Origin of the sequence: Haemophilus sp. CCUG 60358 (genome assembly GCF_001679485.1) — a bacterium.
GTDB lineage: Bacteria > Pseudomonadota > Gammaproteobacteria > Enterobacterales > Pasteurellaceae > Haemophilus_D.
In genome coordinates this window covers 61,008-82,425 of the sequence record NZ_LZOZ01000009.1, presented here as the reverse complement: position 1 = coordinate 82,425, position 21,418 = coordinate 61,008, and the positions used below count along the sequence as shown (strand labels likewise).

The window sequence follows — 21,418 nt, the reverse complement described above, 5'->3', positions numbered from 1 at the left end:
ATTAATCGTCTTTAGAGTAATCCGCCTTGGCCTAGTGCTGGATCAGTTTCACGAGCTTTTAATGCATCTTCAACGGTTAAGCCCAATGCTTTTGCAACACCCTCGCCATATGCTGGCTCACACCAGTAGCAGTTACGGATATGACGGTATTTGATGAACTCAGGTGCATCGCCCATCGCCGCTGCAGTATTGTTGAACAATGCTTGTTTTTGCTCTGAATTCATTAAGTTAAATAATGCACGTGGTTGGCTGAAGTAGTCATTATCATCGTTACGATAATCCCAGTGTGCTGCATCTCCGTTGATACGAAGTGGTGGTTCAGCAAAGTCTGGTTGTTGTTGCCATTGGCTGAAGCTGTTTGGCTCGTAGTGCAGTAAGCTACCATAGTTGCCGTCTACACGACCTTGGCCATCACGTTGATTACTATGAACAGGGCAACGTGGACGGTTTACTGGAATTTGACGATAGTTCACACCTAAACGATAACGTTGTGCGTCTGCATAGTTGAATAAACGAGCTTGTAACATCTTATCTGGACTTACGCCGATACCTGGAACTAAATTGCTTGGTGCAAATGCTGATTGCTCTACATCAGCAAAGAAGTTTTCAGGATTACGGTTAAGCTCAAACTCTCCTACCTCAATTAACGGATAATCTTTTTTCGGCCACACTTTAGTTAAATCGAATGGATGATAAGGCACTTTTTCTGCATCTGCTTCAGGCATGATTTGTACGTATAATGTCCATTTAGGAAAATCTCCACGTTCGATTGCTTCATATAAATCGCGTTGATGACTTTCACGATCATTGGCGATAACAGCTGCAGCTTCTGCATCGGTTAAATTTTTAATACCTTGTTGAGTACGGAAGTGGAATTTCACCCAGAAACGCTCACCTGCTTCATTCCAAAAACTGTAAGTGTGTGAACCAAATCCATGCATATGGCGATAGCTTGCAGGAATGCCACGCTCACTCATTACAATAGTAACTTGGTGTAATGCTTCAGGTAATAATGTCCAAAAATCCCAGTTGTTAGTGGCTGAACGCATATTGGTACGTGGATCGCGTTTTACTGCTTTGTTTAAATCTGGGAATTTACGAGGATCTCGTAAGAAGAATACTGGGGTGTTGTTACCCACTAAATCCCAGTTGCCTTCTTCAGTATAGAATTTTAAGGCAAAACCACGAATATCACGTTCAGCATCTGCTGCACCACGTTCACCTGCAACAGTGGTAAAGCGTGCGAACATTTCTGTTTTTTTACCTACTTCGCTGAAAATTTTTGCACGAGTATATTTAGTAATGTCGTGTGTGACAGTAAAGGTACCAAATGCACCAGAGCCTTTAGCGTGCATACGACGCTCAGGAATAACCTCACGTACGAAATCAGCTAATTTTTCATTAAGCCATAAATCTTGAGAAAGTAATGGACCGCGAGGACCGGCAGTTAAACTGTTTTGGTTGTCAGCTACCGGAGCGCCATTGCCCATAGTCAAGTTTGTAGTAGATAAATGCGAAAAAGGGCATTTTAAACTCATAGTTAACTCCTTGTATGAATCAATAGGGGGATAAATTTCGTAAATATCATACAAAAAGGTTTTGACGATTAAAATCTATTAAATTAATCAAGATAATCTATTGGCATGGGTTGATTTGAGTTTTGTGTAAAATTTAATGAAAGACTGTTGTATTCACTTTAAATTACACAAAAATACTATTCTAAATGACACAATTGCTCCCATTCAGACCTAATAATTATTTTATTAGCTATGAACAAAATTTTTAGTATTTAGCTGATTGAATTAGAATGTCGATAAGTCAGAAAATAGTAAGAGAGGGCTGAAATAACCACGCAAGCTGTCATTGTATAGAGCATTGGTGCAGCGGTTTCCATTTTAAAGCTCGCTACCAAGGAGCCCATCGCTGCGCCGACACCAAAACGTACACTTCCCATTAATGAATTTGCGGTTCCTGCCATCGTTGGGAATTTTTCTAGAATAGAGGCGGTAGCATTGGATGAGATTAATGGGTTTTGACCGACAAAAAAGGCTACACCAATTGCCATTGACCAAAAACCAAAATCAAAAAGTGCGGTTAAAAATAGCCAGATTCCTGAAATAAATTGTACGGCAATACCAATTTGTAACATGGTTTCAGCACCTAGCTTCAATACAAATTTCCCATTTAGATAAGAAGCAGCGGTCATAATCGCGATATTGATCATAAAGAAATAGCCAAATTGATCGACTGGAATGCCATAAATACCGATATAAACAATTGAACCAGCTGTGACGAAAGCAAATAAGCCACCAAAACCAAAAGAAGCCGCCGCCATATAACCTAACACTTCTTTTTGTTTAGAAAGTGTCATGAAGTTACGGGCAATGATATTCAGGCGCAGGGGAATACGATTTTCTTGTTTATGGGTCTCGGGAATAATAAAAAAGACAAGCAATGCAGCAAGAAATCCCATGATGCCAATCACATAAAAAATCATATGCCAGTGGAAATATTTCACGATATATCCGCCAATTATAGGCGCAACAAGCGGTGCGATCATAAAGACAAGCGTGATGGTGGACATGATTCGAGACAGTTGCTCTTTGCTAAATAAATCTCGTAATAATGCCCCTGAAAGCACAACAGGCGCCGCCCCAAAGAAACCTTGAACGAAACGCAGTGCAGTGAAACTGCCAATAGAATGAATGCCAGTTAAAATAATAGCCGTGATAGCACCAATAATGACACCTAATAAAATAATCGGTTTACGACCAAAACTGTCACCAAATGGTCCCCAGAATAATTGTCCTGCCGCCATACCATAAGCGAAGAATGTTAGCGTATGCTGTACTTGCTCGGAGTTGATATTTAAGTCTTCGGCAATATTTAAAAAGGACGGAATATACATATCCACGCCCAAAGGCGGTAGCATCGAGAGGATGCCGAGTGTGGCGATAAAAATAAAGGTAGGTTTAATATTTTGGCTCATATTATTTCACTAAATTATCGATTTCTTCCTGAGTAAGTGGACGAAATTCGCCTTCTTCTAAGCTTTCATCTAATTCAACGTTACCGATTCTCCAACGATGGAGTGCCACGACTTTATTACCCAGCGCGGCAAACATTCGTTTTACTTGGTGATAGCGGCCTTCTGAGATAGTCAGATTCACGTTGTAATCATCTAACACTTCAAGTTTTGCTGGCTTAGTTGGTTCTTTTTCGCCACGTAACAAAATGCCTTTTTCACAAGCTGATGTATAATGGTTTTCAACGGGATCGGCCAAAGTGACTAAATAGGTTTTCTCACATTGATGCTTTGGTGAGGTAATACGATGTGACCATTGCCCATCATCCGTTAATAGCACGAGCCCTGTTGTATCCACATCTAATCGTCCTGCGCTGTGTAATTTGCCAGAAAGAGGCGGGTCAAAGAATTGATAAATAGTTGGATAGTCACCGTCATCATGAGAGCAAACATAGCCTTGTGGCTTATGCAACATAAAATATTGACCTTCTTCCACCCAAGTCAATAATTCATCTTCAAAATAAATTTCATCTTCTTGACTGACTTTGGCCGCCCCATTTTTCACAATTTCACCGTTAATTTTGACTGCACTTTGGCGAATGGCCTTGGTAGCTTGTGAACGGGTTAAACCGATATTCTCGGCAATAAATTTATCTAATCGCATCATAAACTCTTATTTTTGATTGAACCAGCTAACGTAATCAAATTGGTCGTAATATTTTTCGCCATTCCAACCAGAAAAGGTAAATAAATCACCCACTTCGTTTTCGTTTTCAAAGCCTTTAATGTAGAAAGCGGATTTTAACTCTGGATAAGGCTTATGGGTAAAGACCACTTTGTTTGGGTAAGGCAAGTTATCAAAGGCTTGTAGATCTTCATATTTTGCGCCTTCTCCGCCGTCTTTATCCGTCATCATAATAAATAAATTATCGAAATCTAAACGCTGTGAGCGTGCTTCCCATTTCTCTTTGGCTTCTTGTTCAGAATGGTAATGCATAAAATGCACTTTAAGATCATCTAATAAGCCAACGGGATACGGTTTTTCTGTTTGTATAAATTGAAGAGGTTGTGCTTGATAGAATTCGATATTCTGTAGATAGCGAACAAAATCGCTCGGATCTAAATAGAGATTAACAAATGGGGAGTTAAAAGGCTGATTTAGATCGTGCAAAATAAACGCGCTGACACAGTTGGCAGAAATCACCGACATGCCTTGATTGGTTAAACGTTTTTGATAGGTTTGATTAATCGCTTTCCGTTGTAATTTATTGATGGCGCTTCTAAATTTAGAAAACAAACTCATTATTTATATCCTGTATATTTTTTGCGATATAGTAACGTTTTTGCTTCTGAATGTGAAGAAAAGACAAAAGTGCGGTCGATTTCACTCATATTTTTGTAATAAATTTGTAAAATTTTTGCGGTATGTCACAAATTTCTGTTTAAAAGAGAGTATAATGGCGCAAATTTTATTTAGCCTAAGTGAAAATGGAGTATTTTTATATGAGCGAACAATTGCGCCAAGCTGCATTAGATTTTCATGAGTTCCCAATTCCGGGAAAAATTGCAGTTACCCCAACCAAATCGTTAGAAACCCAACATGATTTAGCCCTTGCTTATTCCCCTGGTGTTGCAGAGCCTTGTTTAGAAATTGAAAAAGATCCTTCAGCAGCAAGCCGTTATACCGCTCGTGCTAACTTAGTTGCCGTGATTTCAAATGGTACAGCTGTATTAGGTTTAGGAAATATTGGTGCACTTGCCTCAAAACCCGTTATGGAAGGGAAAGGAGTATTATTCAAAAAATTTGCCGGTATCAATGTATTCGATATTGAAATCAATGAGCATGATCCAGATAAATTAATCGATATTATTGCTTCATTAGAACCAACGTTTGGTGGCATTAACCTTGAAGATATCAAAGCACCGGAATGTTTCCACATTGAAAAAGCGTTGCGTGAACGCATGGGGATTCCGGTATTCCATGATGACCAACACGGTACGGCAATTATCGTTGGTGCGGCAGCATTAAACGGTTTAGAAATTATTGGTAAAAATATTGCAGATGTACGTTTAGTGGTAAATGGTGCAGGTGCTTCTGCTATTGCTTGTACTAACTTGCTTCGAGCATTAGGTTTCAAAAAAGAAAACATCACCATGTGTGACTCTAAAGGCGTGATTTTCAAAGGTCGTGGCGATAACATGGATGAAACCAAACAATTCTACGCGATTGAAGATAATGGCTGGCGTACATTAGCCGATGCGGTTAACGGTGCAGATGTATTCTTAGGTTGTTCTAAAGCAGGTGCGTTAAAACCTGAAATGGTAAAAACCATGGCGGAGAATCCATTAATCTTGGCATTGGCAAACCCAACACCTGAAATCACGCCTGATGAAGCCAAGGTCGTTCGTCCAGATGCGATTGTTTGTACAGGTCGTTCAGATTTTCCAAACCAAGTAAATAACGTACTTTGTTTCCCATTCTTATTCCGTGGTGCATTAGACGTAGGTGCAACTGAGATTAATGAAGAAATGAAGTTAGCGGCTTCTCGTGCAATTGCAGGTTTGGCGAAAGAACAGGTGCCGTTAGAAATTATTGCAAGTTATGGTGCGTTATCATTTGGTCCAGATTATGTGATTCCAACACCGTTTGATCCTCGTTTATTGTTTACTGTCTCTTCTGCAGTAGCGAAAAAAGCGATGGAGACTGGTGTTGCAACGCGTCCAATCACAGACTGGGCAGCTTATGAAAAACAATTAAAAGCGTTAGTTGCAGCGTAATTTTACTTTCTCAAAGTGCGGTCAAAAATGATGATATTTTTAACCGCACTTTGTGTTTTTTTATCTGTCTATGAAAGGAATGGCACATTAGCGTGCTTTAAATTAATCAAAGGGTAGCGATTCCCTTAGGACTTATGAGTGTCAAAATGAAACAAACACGTTCTCCTTTATATCCGATTTTCCTCTTCGTCATCATTAATCTGATTATTTTCACCTTGTCTCGTCTTGGGCTTGCGATTTGGCAGGTAGACCGTGTTTCTGCGGTAGAGGGATGGGGACAATTATTTTTGCAAGGCTTGCGTATGGATATCGTGGCCTTATGCTATTTATTTGGTGTGCCAGCATTATTTACAGTGCTATTTCATCATAGCCGAATTTGGAAAATGATTTTACGCATTTGGCTTACCTTAGGTAGTGTGTTTATTCTATTTATGGAATTGGCTACGCCTGCATTTATCGAAACCTATGACTTCCGTCCAAATCGTTTGTTTATCGAATATTTAATTTATCCGAAAGAAGTCTTTTCAATGTTGATGGAAGGCCATCTAACTGCGGTCATTTTTAGCCTTATTTTCACCGTTACGGCTTTCTTCTGTTATTGGAAACTCTCTGGTTATGCGGTGAAAAACTTACGCCCAATGAGCTGGAAATTACGCCCTGTTATAGCATTGCTCGTGATTGCCGTTGCTTTTTTAGGTGCGCGTTCGAGTTTCCAACACCGAGGTGTTAACCCTGCAATGGTGGCTTTTTCTTCCGATGGTTTAGTTAATTCTCTAGTGTTGAACTCTGGCTATTCTGTCCTTTATGCGGCACAGCAATTTAAAGATGAAGGTTCTTCTTCCGCAGTGTACGGCAAAATGGATACTGATGAAATGTTGCGTATTGTCAAAGCAAGTCGTGGCCGTCCTGAAAGTGATTATATTTCTGAGAAGATTCCAACATTAACGAAAAACCAAGCCACTTACCAAGGTAAGCCGAAAAATATCGTCATTATTTTGGAAGAAAGTTTTGGGGCACAATTTGTGGGTACGTTAGGCGGAAAACCACTTTCACCTGAATTTGATAAGTTAGCCAAAGAAGGCTGGTTATTTGAAAATCTCTATGCTACGGGGACACGTTCTGTTCGTGGTATTGAAGCCACCACAGCGGGCTTTACACCCACTCCGGCACGGGCAGTGGTGAAATTGAATAACAGTCAAAGTGGTTTCTTTACTATTGCGGATTTACTTGCCAAACAAGGTTACAACACTTCCTTTATTTATGGCGGTGAAAAGCACTTTGATAACATGGCAAGCTTCTTCTATGGCAATGGTTTCCAAACCATTATCGATCAAAAAGATTACCAAAATCCAAAATTTACTGCGACTTGGGGCGTGAGTGATGAGGATCTATTTGATAAAGCGAACGAAACTTTTACCCAATTACACAATGAAGGGAAACCGTTCTTTAGCCTCGTGTTTAGTTCGAGTAATCACGATCCTTTCGAGTTCCCAGATGGTAAAATTGAGCTTTACGAACAACCAAAAGCCACGCGTAATAACAGTGCAAAATATGCGGATTATGCGATTGGTCATTTCTTCAAGTTAGCAAAACAATCTAATTATTGGAAAGATACCGTGTTCTTGGTGATTGCAGACCACGACTCCCGTGCAGCAGGGGCAAGCTTAGTGCCAATTAAGCATTTCCATATTCCTGCGTTAATTTTAGGTGATCATGTTGCACCACGCCGAGACAGTCGTTTAGTGAGTCAAATTGATATGCCGACAACCTTACTTTCTATTGCAGGCGTAAGCGGTAATTATCCGATGATTGGTTTTGATTTAACGCAAGATGTGAATCCGAATCGTGCCTTTATGCAATTTGATCAAACCCAAGCTTTAATGAAAGGCAATCACGATGTTGTTATCCAAACACCAAATAGCAAAGCAAAAGGCTATGTGTACGATAAAGAAAAAGATACATTAACCGAAAAAGAAGTGCCGGAAGAAATGAAAAAAGAAGCGTTGGCACATGCCTTACTTGGTAGCTATTTGTATAAAAACCGTTTATATAAAGGCAGTGAAGAGAAGTAAAGTGCGGTCAGTTTTAAGCTAAATTTAAAGGGCGAATGATTTCGCCCTTTTTCTTTATATGATTTGCTCTTAGTGATTTTCAGCAATCACACGAGGGAATAAAATATTGTTTTCACGGTGAATATGCATCATTAAATCATCTGCAAATTCTTGGATGCCGCTGTAAAGCGCACGCCATGTATTGCAAGCATCAGCCGGAGGCGTCATATTGTTTGTTAATGATTTCAATACATCTAAATGTTCGCCGTGTTCTGCGTGTTCCATTTCCATCATACGAATTGGCATTTGCGCCATCATATAGTTACCTGCTTTGATCATAGGGAAAAGCACGTGCTCTTCTTTCATCATATGGTTGCTCAAATCCTCATAGACATTGCGTAATTCAGCCGCCACACCTATTGGGCAATCTTCACGATCGCCATGAACACTTTCTACGCGATCAGCTAACACGATTAATTCTTGAAGCTGTTCACGGTGACGTTGATGATAGCGAACTAAAATATGATCGATAACTTCACCATAATTTGCACCAACCCAATATTCTTCAGGGTTTTCTGCTTTGCTGTTTTGTAGTGCAGTTAAACGCGTTTCAATTTCTGCTAAATTTAATCCTTTTTCTGCTGCTGCGTTTGCAAGTGTATCGGAACCACCACAGCAGAAATCCAAATCATATTCACGAAGTAGAGAAGTTGAGCCGGGTACGCTGACTGCGATTTCACTTAATTTTTTATCTCCAAAAGACATAATGAATCTCCTTATTGATGAGGTAGAGTTAAAAGTTGAGTGAAATACTATGATAATGGCAAAAAAATGCAAAGCCTTTTTTAGAAAAGTATGATTCAAATCAAAGAGACGGCTCAAATTTACCTTGTTATAGTTAGGAGTTGATGTGTTTAAAAAGAGAAAGTTGCATTGCTTGAATAGGCTGTTATTATTCGAGCATTGAAAGGGGATTTAGATGAAACGAATTTATCGATTTTTAGCTGTTGGATTACTATTGCTGATTTTAGGTGGCGGCTATTTTTTTGCGAATTTAACAATTTTTGAACGTACATTTATCCAATTAAATACGTCACAAAAAGTGGGTTATATTCCTTTTGAAAACAAGCTGAATATGCAATGTGACAAGGTTAATGGTTTAATGCCTAAATTAACGTCTTCACATTTTCGTTTAGTCAATTGGAATGTGCATAAAGGGCAAGATAAGGGTTGGCAAGAAGATTTAGCGAGATTGTCTAAACAAGCTGATTTTGTGTTATTGCAAGAGGCAACGCAGCATCAAAATTTAAACACATTTTCGACCGCACTTTTTGTGTCCTCTTTTTCTTTTAAAGATCTCTTATCGGGTGTCAAGACATTCACTAAAACGCAACCAGAATGGTATTGCGGTGGTGGCGTAGCAGAACCATTAATACAAATACCTAAAGTGGCTAGTGTGATGAGTTTTCCGTTAGAAAAAGGCAATAGCTTGCTACTGATTAATGTACATTTGATTAATTTTGAATGGGGAATTTCGGCTTATCAAACTCAGTTAGAGCAGCTCTTTTCTTTTGTGGAAAATCATCAAGGCCCCATCATTATATCTGGCGATTTTAATGCATGGAATGAGCGTCGTCTGAATTTAGTCAATAATTTGATGCAAAAATATGGACTAGATGCAGTGACGCTCTCTCAAGATGAGCGGGTTAGATTTTTAGGTTATCCACTTGATTATATTTTTACGCGAGGCGTAAAAGTGGTGAGTGCAGCATCAGAAGTGGTTACTTCGTCAGATCATAATCCGTTACTAGTTGAATTTGAATTGGAATAAAGTGCAGTCAGATTTTGAGAAAATTTTAGGGCTAACGTTATGTTAGCCCTATGTGTTTACTTGGTTTGATTAATTAAAAATTGTGTTAATAGAGACACTGGACGACCCGTTGCGCCTTTATTTGCACCTTGAAGCCAAGCTGTCCCGGCGATATCTAAATGTGCCCAGGTGTATTTTTTCGTAAAGTTGGAGAGGAATGCGCCTGCAGTAATTGCACCGCCCCAACGACCGCCAATATTCGCTAAATCAGCAAATGGGGATTTTAATTGCTCTTGATATTCTTCACTTAATGGTAAACGCCACGCTTTATCGGTGGTTTGCTGTGCGGCTTGTAATAACTGTTCTGCTAAGGCATCATCAGTTGAAACTAAGCCACTATTATGTTGACCTAAAGCTACCACGCAAGCACCTGTTAGGGTTGCGACATCAATCACATATTGCGGTTCAAAGCGTTCTACATAAGTTAATGTATCACAAAGCACTAAACGGCCTTCAGCATCTGTATTTAATACTTCTACGGTTAAGCCATTCATCGTAGTGAGAATATCGCCTGGGCGGTAGGCATTGCCATCAGGTAAGTTTTCACAACCCGCTAATACACCAATGACATTTAATGGAAGATTTAATTCTGCAATCGCTTTCATTGTGCCGAAAACAGAGGCAGCACCGCACATATCGTATTTCATCTCATCCATATCTGCGGCTGGTTTTAACGAAATACCACCCGCATCAAAGGTCAATCCTTTGCCCACTAATACGATAGGTTTCGCATTTTTATCTGGGGCGTTGTTGAAATGCAAAATAGATAGGTAAGCGGGGTGTTGAGAACCACCAGATACCGCTAAATACGCATTCATACCAAGTTTTGTCATTTCTTCTTCATCAATCACATCTAAGGAAAGTGCGGTTGATGTTTCGGCTAAATTTCTAGCTTGTTCAGCTAAATAAGCCGGTGTACAAATATTAGGTGGCATATTCGCGATATTACGCGCGGCTTTTACACCATTTGCAATGGCTTGCGCTTCTGCGATGGCTTGCTGAGCTTGTGCATCATTTGTATTAAAAACAATTTCTTGAAGTGAGATAGCATCCGCTTTTTTGCTTTTAAATTCGTCGAATTGATAAAGGCTATGTTCAATGGTTTCAATGGTAAAACGCACATTCCAAAATAGATCGCGATCTTTAATTTCCACATCCGTTAAATTATTCACCGCTTGTTGAATATTTAATTCTTTTAATGTTTGAGTAACACGTTGGATGATTTGTTTAAATTGGCGTTCAGTCGTTTCGCCTTTTTTGCCACAACCTGCGACTAACACGCGTTTAGTTGCAAGATTAGGTAAAGAATGAAGCAGAGTCGCTTGCCCAATTTTGCCTGAAAGATCTTGGCTTTGAGATAACTGGCTGAGGTAGCCTTGTGTGATTTGATCGATTTCATTGAAACTTTTTGTCAATTCATTGTTCTCATAAATGCCGATGATGAGGCAATCGGTTGATTGAGAAAGTGCGGTTGAGTTTGCTTGATATTTCATGTTATTTCCTTATGTTGCTAATTTGCTATTTAAATCAGTCAAAATAAGGTATCATACGCCATCTAAATTAGCCAGTTTCCCGTGTTTTTTAGTTAGAAAAAAAGAATGATATTAACCCGATATTTAACAAAGGAAGTATTTAAAAGCCAGATTGCAATTTTGTTTATTTTGCTTTTAATTTTCTTCAGCCAACAACTTGTGCGCGTACTTGGTTCAGCGGCAAATGGTAAGGTTCCCGCCGATCTGGTGTTCTCTTTACTTGGTTTAGGGATGCCGACGATGGCGCAATTAATGTTGCCATTATGTTTGTTTATCGCCATTTTGCTGACTTTCGGTCGACTCTACGCTGAAAGTGAGATTACTGTAATGCGGGCTTGTGGTGTGGGACAACGTATCCTTGTTCGTGTGGCGTTAATTCTTTCTTTGTTCACAGCTGGCTTGGCTGCTTACAATGCATTGTGGCTTTCTCCATGGGCCATTCAAAAGCAAGCGGCGATTGTCGAAGATGCTAAAGCGAACCCAACCATGGGGGCATTGGCTTCTGGTCAATTCATGTCCACAAGCAACAATAATTTCGTCTTATTCATTGATAAGATTAACGGTAATCAAATCAGTGATGTTTATCTTTTCCAAATGAAAGCCAAAGGCCAAACTAAACCATCAGTGGTTACGGCTGAAAAAGGTGAATTAAAAGCGTTACCGAATGGCGACCAAGTCTTGAATTTACAGAATACCTTGCGTGTAGAAGGCACATCCGTGCTTCCTGATTTTCGTATTACACATTTTGATGACTACCAAGCGTATTTAGGCCATCAAGAGACAAACTCGGAAAGTGATGAAGCCGCTGAATTATCTTTTGAGCAATTATTAAAAGATAAAAGTGCAGCCGCAAAAGCAGAGTTGCATTGGCGAATTACCTTAATTTTAGCGGTGCCTTTAATGGCGCTTATTGCTGTACCAATGAGTAAAGTGAATCCTCGTCAAGGTCGTTTCGCGAAAATCTTACCAGCATTATTGCTTTATTTAATTTACTTCTTGTTACAAAGCTCATTTAAATCTGCGGGGGGGGCTGATAAGCTTGATGCCGGTTTGTTAATGCCGTTGGTAAATATCGCCTTTTTAATTTTAGGGATTGTGCTGAATAGTTGGGATAGCACTGCTATGCATAAATTCCGTCGTGTATTCAGAAAAGGGTAATAACAATGTTGATGAATACTCTTGATCGTTATATCGGTAAAAGCATCTTGGGGGCAATTTTTGCCACTCTATTTACGTTAGTTGGCCTTTCAGCAATTATCAAATTTGTAGAGCAATTCCGTAGCGTAGGGAAAGGTTCTTATGATATTTGGCAAGCGGTGGCTTATACAGGCTTAACGATGCCAAAAGATGTAGAAACCTTTTTCCCGATGGCTGCTTTGTTAGGTGCTTTAATTGCTTTAGGTAATTTGGCCAGCCGCAGTGAATTAGTGGTAATGCAATCTGCCGGCTTTTCTCGCTTTAAAATAGGATTAGCTGTCATGAAAACGGCACTTCCACTGGTGCTTTTTACCATGATTATTGGTGAGTGGGGGATTCCACAAACTGAACAGTTTGCCCGTGATATGCGTACTCGTGCTCTGTCCGGTGGTTCAATGCTTTCGGTAAAAAATGGTGTATGGGCAAAAGACGGCAATAATTTCGTGTATGTGCGTCGAATTAAAGATGATGCACAATTAGAAGACATTTACATCTATACCTTTGATGACCAGCGTAACCTCACCCATTTGAAGCATGCAAATCAAGCGCAATATTCAGCTGAAAATAATCAATGGCAGTTACGTCAAGTGAATAATTCAGCGGTATCAAAAGAACAAATTACCACAACAAACCGTTTAACAGAAGATTGGGCAACAAGCTTAACGCCAGATAAATTAGGCGCAGTTTCATTACGTCCAACGTCATTATCTATTTCCGGTTTGTATGAATATATTGCTTTCTTAAAACAAACAGGACAGGATTCTCGCCGTTTTGAATTAACCTATTGGCGTAAGATTTTTCAGCCCCTTTCTGTAGGTGTGATGATGATGCTTGCGTTATCTTTCATCTTTGGTTCATTACGTAGTGTCACTGCAGGAGCGAGAATCGTAACGGGGATTTGTTTTGGTTTCTTGTTCTATGTCGTCAATGAAATTTTTGGACAAATGAGTGTGGTATTTAATGCGCCAGCTTTTTTAGGTGCACTAATGCCAAGCCTCTTGTTTATGGCGATTATTTGGTGGCTACTGGCGAGAAAACGAGATTAATTAACAAACCATTAATGAAAAAGGCGAACAGATAAGGTTCGCCTTTTTATTTACTAAAAAAGTGCGGTCAAAACTGACCGAACTTTAGGAATTTAATCTTCTTTAAATTCTCTCATCATTTCTTCGGCTTTTTTCACCATTTCTGCGGAACCGATGAAAAGTGGTACACGTTGGTGAAGTTCACTTGGTTGAATATCTAAAATTCGATTGTAACCATCAGAGGCAATACCCCCCGCTTGTTCTGCTAAGAATGCCATTGGATTGCCTTCATAAAGCAAACGAAGCTTACCATTTGGATAGTTAGTTGCACTTGGGTAAATATAGATACCACCTTTTAATAAGTTACGATGGAAGTCAGCTACTAATGAACCAATATAACGTGATGCATAAGGGCGGTTAGTTGCTTTATCTTCTTCTTGGCAGTATTTAATGTATTTTTTTACCCCTTGAGGGAATTTGAGATATTGTCCTTCATTGATGGAATAGATTTTGCCCTCTTTTGGCATCTTCATATTTTCATGAGAAAGACAGAATGTACCGATAGATGGATCATAAGTGAAACCATTTACACCATGACCAGTGGTATAAACCAACATGGTAGACGAACCATATACGATATAACCCGCAGCCACTTGTTTATTACCTGGTTGCATAAAGTCTTCTAAGGTAACAGGTGAGCCAATAGGGGATACACGACGGTAAATAGAGAAGATTGTTCCAACCGAAACGTTCACATCAATATTGGATGAACCATCAAGTGGATCGGTCAAAATAATATATTTTGCATTGCGAGCACGTTCAGTATCAAAAGCGATAAAGCTTTCTTCTTCCTCTGAAGCAAAACCTGCCACTTCTTCACGTGACATGAGAGCCGCATTCATAGTGTTATGGGCGAATAAGTCCAATTTCATTTGGCTTTCACCTTGCACGTTTTCGACACCAGACTGACCAAGAATATTGGTTAAACCTGCTTTGTTGATATCACGATGAATGATTTTTGCTAATAAACGAATAGAAGACAAAATACCACTAAGTTCCCCTTTTGCATTTGGGTACTCTGCTTGGCGTTCAACAATAAATTCACTCAATGTTTTCATGTTTATTCCTTTTTTATAATTGTTAAATAAATAATAGACCCTTTTATTATATGTTATTTGGCACTTTTGATTGAGATCAAAATGTGAAGAATGAGATCTTTGTCACATTTTATTTTTGATACAAAACCTTGACAAAACCTATAAATATCCTTTAAAAGAGAGGTGTAACAAAAAAATAACAAATAACACAACATCAGAATAAAGGGTACCTTATGAATATAACCCCGATCAGCGAGTCGGCGGTGGTTTGCTCTTTACCGCCACCAGCTTCACTTCAACAACAACGCCAACTCTGGGCGTTTGCCAACCAACTACAGTCTGAGAAAGATATTGTAGAAGTTGTCGTGGGAATGAATAATCTCACGGTCTTCACTGATTTTTACGTAGATTTTGAGCCGCTTATTCAGCGCTTGGAACAACTTTGGACAGAATTGAAAGTATCGGCTTTTCAAGGTCGTCATATCGAAATTCCGGTAATTTATGGCGGCGAATTAGGCCAAGATTTATCTGAAGTAGCCAAATTACATGACACCACACCAGAACGAATTGTTCAAATGCATAGCGAACCGATTTATACGGTATATATGATTGGTTTCCAACCTGGTTTTCCCTATTTAGGTGGTTTACCTGAAAGCCTGCACACGCCACGTCGTGCTGTCCCAAGAACACTTGTTCCTGCCGGTTCTGTTGGTATTGGTGGGGCCCAAACGGGCATTTATCCCTTTTCCTCTCCTGGCGGATGGCAATTAATCGGTCATACTAAGCATGCGCTCTTTGACAAAAATCAAGCACAACCCACTTTATTACAAGCAGGAGATACGGTGAAATTTGTGGTGGAGGGGATTGAATTATGATTCATGTTATTGATGTGCAATCTCGTGCCACAATTCAGGATTTGGGCCGTTTTGGTTTACGTCGATTTGGAATCAGTCATTGTGGGGCAATGGACAAATTAGCATTACGAGCAGGCAATATTCTGCTGGGAAATGCAGAGGGAGCACCGGCAATCGAAGTCCCTTTAGGTGGTATTACATTGCAATTCCAGCAGGATATGAATTTTTGTGTCACCGGGGCATTTTATGAAATGACCTTAGATGATAAACCAGTTTTTGCTTACTGGCGTTATCAGGCACGAGCTGGGCAAGTTCTGAAAATGATACGTGCAAAAATTGGTATGTATGGCTATTTATGTGTTCAAGGTGGTTTTACCTTACCCCAAGAATTGAACTCTTGTAGTACAGATCTCCGAGCTCAAATAGGAGGAATAGAAGGACGTGGTTTACAAGTGGGCGATCAACTGCAAACGGTAAATGATCCTATTTTGCGTAGTGAAATTGGGATTGCACCTATTCCACTTAAACATACTATTCATGCGTTACCGTCCTCTGAATATCAGGCATTTAAACGAAAATCCCAATATTATTGGTGGCGAAGTAAATGGACGTTGCAAAGTAGCAGTGATCGAATGGGCTATCGTTTTCAAGGGCAAAAATTAGAATTAAAGCAACCTCTGGAAATGCTTTCTCATGCTATTCAATTTGGAAGTGTACAAGTACCATCAAGTGGACAACCAATTATTTTGATGGCAGATGCGCAAACTACAGGCGGTTATCCAAAAATTGCCAATGTGATCGATGCGGATCTTGGTGCGTTGGCACAGGTACGTTTAGGCTCAACCATTCAATTCGAGGCAGTTAGTTTAGAACAAGCCGCAAAATTACGTCGTAAAAATGAGATATACCTCGATCAAATTAGGAGAATTGTCGATGAAAAAAATTGATTTAAATGCCGATATTGCTGAAGGTTTTCCTTTTGATGAGGCCTTATTAAAATTGCTTTCTTCTGCCAATATTGCTTGCGGTTTACATGCCGGTGGAGCAAAAGAAATGCAAAGTGCGGTCAGACTTGCGAAAGAAAATCAGGTTCGCATTGGTGCTCATCCAGGTTTTCCAGATCGAGAAAACTTCGGGCGTACTCAAATGGATTTACCTGAACAGGAATTAATTGCGCATTTACGGTATCAGCTTGGTGCATTAAAAGCGATTTGTAATGGGGAAGGCACGGAAATTAGTTATGTTAAGCCACACGGAGCTTTATACAATCAAGCTGCAAAAGATGAAAAATTGGCACGTTTAATTGCCCAAACAATTCATCAATTTGATTCTAATTTAAAATTAATGGGATTGGCGGGGAGCTTAATGTTACGCGTAGCTGAGGAAGAAGGTTTACAAACCATTTCTGAAGTGTTTGCGGATCGTCACTATATGCCTGATGGGAGTTTGGTATCTCGTTCGCAACCGAATGCAATGGTGGAGTCTGATGAGGAAGCCATTCAACAAGTGTTACAAATGGTAACAGAAGGTCAAGTCAAAGCCATTGATGGAAGCCTTGTGCCAGTAAAAGCAGAAAGTATCTGTTTACATGGCGATAATCAACATTCTCTACAATTTGCAGCACGCATTGTGGAAGAATTAGAAAAAAATCATATAACAATAACGGCATAAGCCGAATAAACATAACACACAACATCAACTTAACAAGGGAGGTGCTTTATGGCATCAATCAATCACCGCCGAAATGCAGTGCTGGGTGCGGCATTTTTAATGGCGACTTCAGCAATTGGTCCTGGCTTTTTAACTCAAACTGCAACCTTTACAAACACCTTATTAGCCAGTTTTGGCTTTGTGATTTTATTATCGATTTTGTTAGATATTGGTGCTCAGCTTAATATTTGGCGAATAGTGGTAGTGTCGGGAAAACGAGCACAGGATATTTCTAATGCTGTTTTCCCAGGTGCGGGCTATTTTCTTGCATCGCTTATCGTGATGGGAGGGTTGGCTTTTAATATTGGTAATGTAGGGGGGGCAGGTCTAGGGCTTAATTCTATCTTTGGTATCGCCCCAGAAACAGGAGCTGTTATCAGTGGCATCATTGCAATTTTAATTTTTTTACGTAAAGAAGCAGGATTGTTAATGGATCGCTTTGCCCAATTAATGGGTTTTATTATGATTGCACTGACTTTGTATGTTATGTTTAAAACAGAACCGCCAGTGGTAGAAGCAGCATATCGTACCTTTATTCCAGAGCAAGTTGATCCTATCGCAATTGTGACATTAGTTGGAGGAACCGTAGGGGGATATATTACCTTTGCTGGCGCTCACCGCTTACTAGATGCGGGGATCCAGGGGGAAAAAGCGATGGCTGAAGTGAGTCGTAGCTCTGTATCGGCTATTTTAATTGCCTCTACTATGCGTGTTGTATTATTCCTTGCCGTGCTTGGTGTTGTCGCCAAAGGGATTCCGTTGAATCCTAAAAATCCAGCAGAAACGCCTTTCGAATACGTGGCAGGCCATTTTGGCCAAATCTTATTTGGCGTAGTGATTTGGGCAGCTTCTATCACATCAGTTATTGGTGCCGCTTATACATCGGTATCATTCCTCACGAGCCTTTGTCCGACAATTGAACGAAATAGAAACTGTTGGATTATTGGGTTTATAGTGGTTTCTACAGCAGTTCTTGTCACTGTTGGGAAACCTGCTGCTGTACTCGTTTTTGTGGGAACCCTAAATGGTTTAATTTTACCAATAGCACTAGCCTTGATTTTATTAGCCGCTTATCGAAGCAATATTGTTGGTAGCTATAAACACCCAATTTGTTTAGCTTTTGCTGGCTGGTTTGTAGTGATTATTATGGCAATATTAAGTGGAAAAACCATAATTTCTTATGTATCTAGTTTTGTAAGTTAGTTTTTATTTCAAACTAAAGTGTGGTTAGAAATGACCGCACTTTTCTTTTTAAATTTTATATCAATTCCATTCATATAAAATCACAATAAAATTCATATCCATCTAGACGTCTAAATCTTTAATGAGGACGTTAATTTTGTTACACTCAGTCTATCTTAGAATTAATTAAATATAGGAAAGCAAAATGAGTAAACTTTTTCCAAATGCCACTATTCGTACTTCTGCGCCATATCGTTTTGATATTGTAGGCAGTTTTTTACGTCCCGAGGCTTTAAAACAGGCTCGTTATCAATGTAGTTGTGGTGATATTTCTTGTGCTGATTTAACGCAAGTTGAAGATGCAGAAATTGCTAAATTGGTAGAACATCAAAAAAATGTTGGATTACATGCGGTGACCGATGGTGAATTTCGTCGTACTTTTTGGCATTTGGATTTCTTAGCCGCATTAGATGGCGTGAAAGAAGTGGATGCTGAAAAATTCTCAGTGCAATTTAAACACGATAATGTACGTCCAAAAACATTAAAAATTGTAGATAAGATCGGCTTTTCAGAGAGCCATCCTTTCGTTGAACATTACCGCTCATTACAAAAAATAGCAGGGGAGACTGAAGTTAAATTAACGATTCCTTCTCCGTCTATGCTTCATTTAATTTGTACAGTACGTGCTACAGATTATCAGCCAATTGAACGTTATAAAGATAACAATCAGTTGTTATTAGATGATATTGCTAATGCTTATATTGATGCGATGAATATCTTCTATAAATTAGGCTGTCGTAACTTACAGTTGGATGATACAAGTTGGGGCGAATTCTGTGCGGAAGATAAGCGTAAAACTTATACTGAACGCGGTTTAGATCTAGATCAAATTGCCAAAGATTATGTATATATGTTAAATAAAATTGTGGCAGCGAAACCAGCTGATTTAGCGATTACAATGCATATTTGTCGTGGTAATTTCCGTTCAACTTGGTTCTCTGCTGGTGGTTATGAGCCTATCGCAGAAACTTTATTTGGCCACTGTAATGTGGATGGTTTCTTCTTAGAGTACGACAGTGAGCGTGCGGGAGATTTTAAACCTTTACGCTTTATTAAAAATCAACAAGTAGTGTTAGGATTAATCACCTCTAAATCAGGCGAGTTAGAAAACCGTGATGAAATTATTGCTCGTATTAAAGAAGCGACACAATATGTGGATATCAATCAACTTTGCTTAAGTCCACAATGTGGTTTTGCTTCGACAGAAGAGGGGAATATTCTGACAGAAGAACAACAATGGAAAAAACTCGAATTTATCCGTAGTATCGCGGAAGAAGTTTGGGGTAAATAATTTCAATTGGAATGTAAAAGGGATAACGGTGAAAGCGGTTATCTCTTTTTTATGAAAGTGCGGTTAAAAATGACCGCACTTTTAAATAATAAAAAAGGAAGCCGATAGACTTCCTTTTATGTTATTTTAATTTAATTATTTTTGACGCATTGCAGGGAAGAGGATCACATCACGGATAGATGGCGCGTTAGCATAAAGCATTGCTAAGCGGTCAATACCTAAACCTTCACCTGCTGTTGGTGGTAAACCGTGTTCAAGTGCCACAACGAAGTCATCATCTTTAAACATCGCTTCATCATCACCCGCTTCTTTCGCTGCAACTTGTGCATCAAAACGTTCGTTTTGGTCTTCGGCATCATTTAATTCTGAGAAGCCGTTACCAATTTCACGTCCACCGATGAATAATTCAAAACGATCAGTCACTTCTGGGTTTTCATCATTACGACGTGCAAGTGGTGAAATTTCTGCTGGATGCGCCATTAAGAAGGTTGGTTGAATTAAGTGATGTTCAGCCACTTCTTCAAAGATCGCATTTACGATAGAGCCTAAGCCCCAAGATTTTTGTACTTCGATACCTAAGCGTTCAGCGGTTGCTTTTGCACGATCGAAATCATAAAGATCTTCTTTTACGATACCTTTATCTGCACCATATTTAATGGTTGCATCATGTAATGTGATACGCTCAAATGGTTTGCCAAAGTCAAATTCTAAATCACCGTATTTCACAATGGTTGTACCAAGAATATCAATCGCTAATTTACGTAATAATTCTTCGGTGTTATCCATTAAATCATGATAATCCGCATAAGCTTGGTAGTATTCAAGCATGGTGAATTCTGGATTATGACGGACAGAAACCCCTTCATTACGGAAGTTGCGGTTTAATTCGAATACGCGTTCAAAACCACCAACCACTAAACGTTTTAAGTAAAGTTCTGGCGCAATACGAAGATACATATCAACGTCTAATGCATTGTGGTGCGTGATAAATGGACGAGCAGACGCACCGCCTGGAATCACTTGTAACATTGGAGTTTCAACTTCCATGAAGCCTTTAGAAATAAAGAATTCACGAATACCCGCAATCACTTTTGAACGAATAATAAATGTGCGGCGAGATTCTTCATTAGAAATTAAATCTAAGTAACGTTGGCGGTAACGCGCTTCCATGTCTGTTAAACCATGGAATTTGTTTGGTAATGGACGAAGCGCTTTGGTTAAAAGTTGAACTTCCGTTGTTTTAATGGTTAATTCATTGGTTTTGGTTTTGAAAAGTGTACCTTTCACCCCAATGATATCACCTAAATCCCAGTTACCTACATCTTCAGCATAAACGCCTTCAGGAAGGTTATCACGAGCAACATATAACTGGATTTTGCCGCTCATATCTTGCAAGGTAATAAAGGTAGCTTTACCCATTGCACGACGGGTCATAATACGACCAGCAACGGCAACTTCAATGGCTTTTTCTTTTAATACTTCGCCATCTTCGGCTTCGTACTTATCATGTAAATCTTGAGCAAGGGAGTCACGACGGAATTGATTCGGGAACGCATTACCTTTTGCACGTAATGCGGCTAATTTTTCACGGCGAACGAGCATTTCACCATTGAGATCTAATTCTTTCACTTCTTGTTCTGACATATCCTTTACCTCGCTAGTTTGTAATTAGAATGTGATTTATTGAAAATAAAAAGGTTTCTTCTATTCTACCCATAGCATTGTTTTTTGTTAAGCCTTTTTTAA

Annotated in this window: 18 protein-coding genes; 10 read left to right on the top strand and 8 right to left on the bottom strand. The window is 39.4% G+C overall.

Annotated features, from left to right (window positions below; translation table 11 throughout):
* Window positions 1-11 precede the first annotated feature (11 nt).
* The 4 genes from A9500_RS04040 to A9500_RS04025 all read right to left on the bottom strand — a co-directional run bounded on the left by A9500_RS04040 (window position 12) and on the right by A9500_RS04025 (window position 4,328).
* The gene (locus A9500_RS04040; RefSeq protein WP_065244003.1) at window positions 12-1,538 is read right to left on the bottom strand and encodes a catalase; all 1,527 of its coding nucleotides are present in this window, start codon (window positions 1,536-1,538) and stop codon (window positions 12-14) included.
* 251 nt (window positions 1,539-1,789) lie between these two features.
* Window positions 1,790-2,989, bottom strand: coding sequence for a Bcr/CflA family multidrug efflux MFS transporter (locus A9500_RS04035; RefSeq protein ID WP_065244002.1), 1,200 nt, complete (start codon window positions 2,987-2,989; stop codon window positions 1,790-1,792).
* Between the two features lies 1 nt (window position 2,990).
* Window positions 2,991-3,689: a 16S rRNA pseudouridine(516) synthase RsuA gene (gene rsuA, locus A9500_RS04030; protein ID WP_065244001.1), complete on the bottom strand. Its 699-nt coding sequence runs from the start codon at window positions 3,687-3,689 to the stop codon at window positions 2,991-2,993.
* Window positions 3,690-3,698: 9 nt separating this feature from the next.
* The gene (locus tag A9500_RS04025) at window positions 3,699-4,328 is read right to left on the bottom strand and encodes a DUF1919 domain-containing protein (protein ID WP_065244000.1); all 630 of its coding nucleotides are present in this window, start codon (window positions 4,326-4,328) and stop codon (window positions 3,699-3,701) included.
* Window positions 4,329-4,528: 200 nt separating this feature from the next.
* Between A9500_RS04025 and A9500_RS04020 the strand changes: the two genes are divergently transcribed.
* Both A9500_RS04020 and A9500_RS04015 read left to right on the top strand, forming a co-directional pair.
* Entirely contained in the window at window positions 4,529-5,803 is a 1,275-nt protein-coding gene (locus A9500_RS04020; protein WP_065243999.1) for a malic enzyme-like NAD(P)-binding protein, read from the top strand.
* 146 nt (window positions 5,804-5,949) lie between these two features.
* Window positions 5,950-7,875: an LTA synthase family protein gene (locus A9500_RS04015; RefSeq protein ID WP_065243998.1), complete on the top strand. Its 1,926-nt coding sequence runs from the start codon at window positions 5,950-5,952 to the stop codon at window positions 7,873-7,875.
* Between the two features lie 69 nt (window positions 7,876-7,944).
* On the opposite strand, the gene ytfE is transcribed toward A9500_RS04015, so the two are convergent.
* Window positions 7,945-8,619: an iron-sulfur cluster repair protein YtfE gene (gene ytfE, locus A9500_RS04010; RefSeq protein ID WP_065243997.1), complete on the bottom strand. Its 675-nt coding sequence runs from the start codon at window positions 8,617-8,619 to the stop codon at window positions 7,945-7,947.
* A gap of 214 nt (window positions 8,620-8,833) precedes the next feature.
* On the opposite strand from ytfE, the gene A9500_RS04005 reads away from it, so the two are divergent.
* Window positions 8,834-9,685, top strand: coding sequence for an endonuclease/exonuclease/phosphatase family protein (locus A9500_RS04005; protein ID WP_065243996.1), 852 nt, complete (start codon window positions 8,834-8,836; stop codon window positions 9,683-9,685).
* Between the two features lie 56 nt (window positions 9,686-9,741).
* On the opposite strand, the gene A9500_RS04000 is transcribed toward A9500_RS04005, so the two are convergent.
* Window positions 9,742-11,217, bottom strand: a complete 1,476-nt coding sequence (locus A9500_RS04000) for a leucyl aminopeptidase (protein WP_065243995.1) — start codon at window positions 11,215-11,217, stop codon at window positions 9,742-9,744.
* Between the two features lie 105 nt (window positions 11,218-11,322).
* Between A9500_RS04000 and lptF the strand changes: the two genes are divergently transcribed.
* Window positions 11,323-12,414, top strand: coding sequence for an LPS export ABC transporter permease LptF (lptF, locus tag A9500_RS03995; RefSeq protein WP_014065549.1), 1,092 nt, complete (start codon window positions 11,323-11,325; stop codon window positions 12,412-12,414).
* An 11-nt stretch (window positions 12,415-12,425) separates the two neighbouring features.
* Window positions 12,426-13,499: an LPS export ABC transporter permease LptG gene (gene lptG, locus A9500_RS03990; RefSeq protein WP_179854557.1), complete on the top strand. Its 1,074-nt coding sequence runs from the start codon at window positions 12,426-12,428 to the stop codon at window positions 13,497-13,499.
* A gap of 92 nt (window positions 13,500-13,591) precedes the next feature.
* Here lptG and fbp read toward each other — a convergent pair whose 3' ends face one another.
* Window positions 13,592-14,596, bottom strand: a complete 1,005-nt coding sequence (gene fbp / locus A9500_RS03985; protein ID WP_065243994.1) for a class 1 fructose-bisphosphatase — start codon at window positions 14,594-14,596, stop codon at window positions 13,592-13,594.
* Window positions 14,597-14,808: 212 nt separating this feature from the next.
* On the opposite strand from fbp, the gene pxpB reads away from it, so the two are divergent.
* From pxpB to A9500_RS03960, 5 genes are all read left to right on the top strand, one after another.
* Window positions 14,809-15,450, top strand: coding sequence for a 5-oxoprolinase subunit PxpB (gene pxpB, locus A9500_RS03980; protein ID WP_065243993.1), 642 nt, complete (start codon window positions 14,809-14,811; stop codon window positions 15,448-15,450).
* Window positions 15,447-16,376 (top strand): 5-oxoprolinase/urea amidolyase family protein, encoded by a 930-nt coding sequence (locus A9500_RS03975; protein ID WP_065243992.1) that lies wholly within the window; start codon window positions 15,447-15,449, stop codon window positions 16,374-16,376. Before pxpB ends, A9500_RS03975 begins: the two co-directional genes overlap by 4 nt.
* A complete protein-coding gene (gene pxpA, locus A9500_RS03970) occupies window positions 16,363-17,100 on the top strand; it encodes a 5-oxoprolinase subunit PxpA (RefSeq protein ID WP_065243991.1) in 738 nt (245 codons plus the stop codon). The genes A9500_RS03975 and pxpA overlap by 14 nt, the downstream gene beginning before the upstream one ends.
* 48 nt (window positions 17,101-17,148) lie before the next feature.
* The gene (locus A9500_RS03965; RefSeq protein WP_065243990.1) at window positions 17,149-18,342 is read left to right on the top strand and encodes an NRAMP family divalent metal transporter; all 1,194 of its coding nucleotides are present in this window, start codon (window positions 17,149-17,151) and stop codon (window positions 18,340-18,342) included.
* A 184-nt stretch (window positions 18,343-18,526) separates the two neighbouring features.
* Window positions 18,527-19,672: a 5-methyltetrahydropteroyltriglutamate--homocysteine S-methyltransferase gene (locus tag A9500_RS03960; RefSeq protein ID WP_065243989.1), complete on the top strand. Its 1,146-nt coding sequence runs from the start codon at window positions 18,527-18,529 to the stop codon at window positions 19,670-19,672.
* A 135-nt stretch (window positions 19,673-19,807) separates the two neighbouring features.
* Here A9500_RS03960 and lysS read toward each other — a convergent pair whose 3' ends face one another.
* Window positions 19,808-21,316: a lysine--tRNA ligase gene (gene lysS / locus A9500_RS03955; protein WP_065243988.1), complete on the bottom strand. Its 1,509-nt coding sequence runs from the start codon at window positions 21,314-21,316 to the stop codon at window positions 19,808-19,810.
* Window positions 21,317-21,418: the final 102 nt, after the last annotated feature.

Excerpts from the sequence above, each read along its gene's own strand:
- A9500_RS04040 (WP_065244003.1), bottom strand. The coding sequence starts at position 1,538 with ATGAGTTTAAAATGCCCTTTTTCGCATTTATCTACTACAAACTTGACT.
- A9500_RS04035 (WP_065244002.1), bottom strand. The coding sequence starts at position 2,989 with ATGAGCCAAAATATTAAACCTACCTTTATTTTTATCGCCACACTCGGC.
- rsuA (WP_065244001.1), bottom strand. The coding sequence starts at position 3,689 with ATGCGATTAGATAAATTTATTGCCGAGAATATCGGTTTAACCCGTTCA.
- A9500_RS04025 (WP_065244000.1), bottom strand. The coding sequence starts at position 4,328 with ATGAGTTTGTTTTCTAAATTTAGAAGCGCCATCAATAAATTACAACGG.
- A9500_RS04020 (WP_065243999.1), top strand. The coding sequence starts at position 4,529 with ATGAGCGAACAATTGCGCCAAGCTGCATTAGATTTTCATGAGTTCCCA.
- A9500_RS04015 (WP_065243998.1), top strand. The coding sequence starts at position 5,950 with ATGAAACAAACACGTTCTCCTTTATATCCGATTTTCCTCTTCGTCATC.
- ytfE (WP_065243997.1), bottom strand. The coding sequence starts at position 8,619 with ATGTCTTTTGGAGATAAAAAATTAAGTGAAATCGCAGTCAGCGTACCC.
- A9500_RS04005 (WP_065243996.1), top strand. The coding sequence starts at position 8,834 with ATGAAACGAATTTATCGATTTTTAGCTGTTGGATTACTATTGCTGATT.
- A9500_RS04000 (WP_065243995.1), bottom strand. The coding sequence starts at position 11,217 with ATGAAATATCAAGCAAACTCAACCGCACTTTCTCAATCAACCGATTGC.
- lptF (WP_014065549.1), top strand. The coding sequence starts at position 11,323 with ATGATATTAACCCGATATTTAACAAAGGAAGTATTTAAAAGCCAGATT.
- lptG (WP_179854557.1), top strand. The coding sequence starts at position 12,426 with ATGAATACTCTTGATCGTTATATCGGTAAAAGCATCTTGGGGGCAATT.
- fbp (WP_065243994.1), bottom strand. The coding sequence starts at position 14,596 with ATGAAAACATTGAGTGAATTTATTGTTGAACGCCAAGCAGAGTACCCA.
- pxpB (WP_065243993.1), top strand. The coding sequence starts at position 14,809 with ATGAATATAACCCCGATCAGCGAGTCGGCGGTGGTTTGCTCTTTACCG.
- A9500_RS03975 (WP_065243992.1), top strand. The coding sequence starts at position 15,447 with ATGATTCATGTTATTGATGTGCAATCTCGTGCCACAATTCAGGATTTG.
- pxpA (WP_065243991.1), top strand. The coding sequence starts at position 16,363 with ATGAAAAAAATTGATTTAAATGCCGATATTGCTGAAGGTTTTCCTTTT.
- A9500_RS03965 (WP_065243990.1), top strand. The coding sequence starts at position 17,149 with ATGGCATCAATCAATCACCGCCGAAATGCAGTGCTGGGTGCGGCATTT.
- A9500_RS03960 (WP_065243989.1), top strand. The coding sequence starts at position 18,527 with ATGAGTAAACTTTTTCCAAATGCCACTATTCGTACTTCTGCGCCATAT.
- lysS (WP_065243988.1), bottom strand. The coding sequence starts at position 21,316 with ATGTCAGAACAAGAAGTGAAAGAATTAGATCTCAATGGTGAAATGCTC.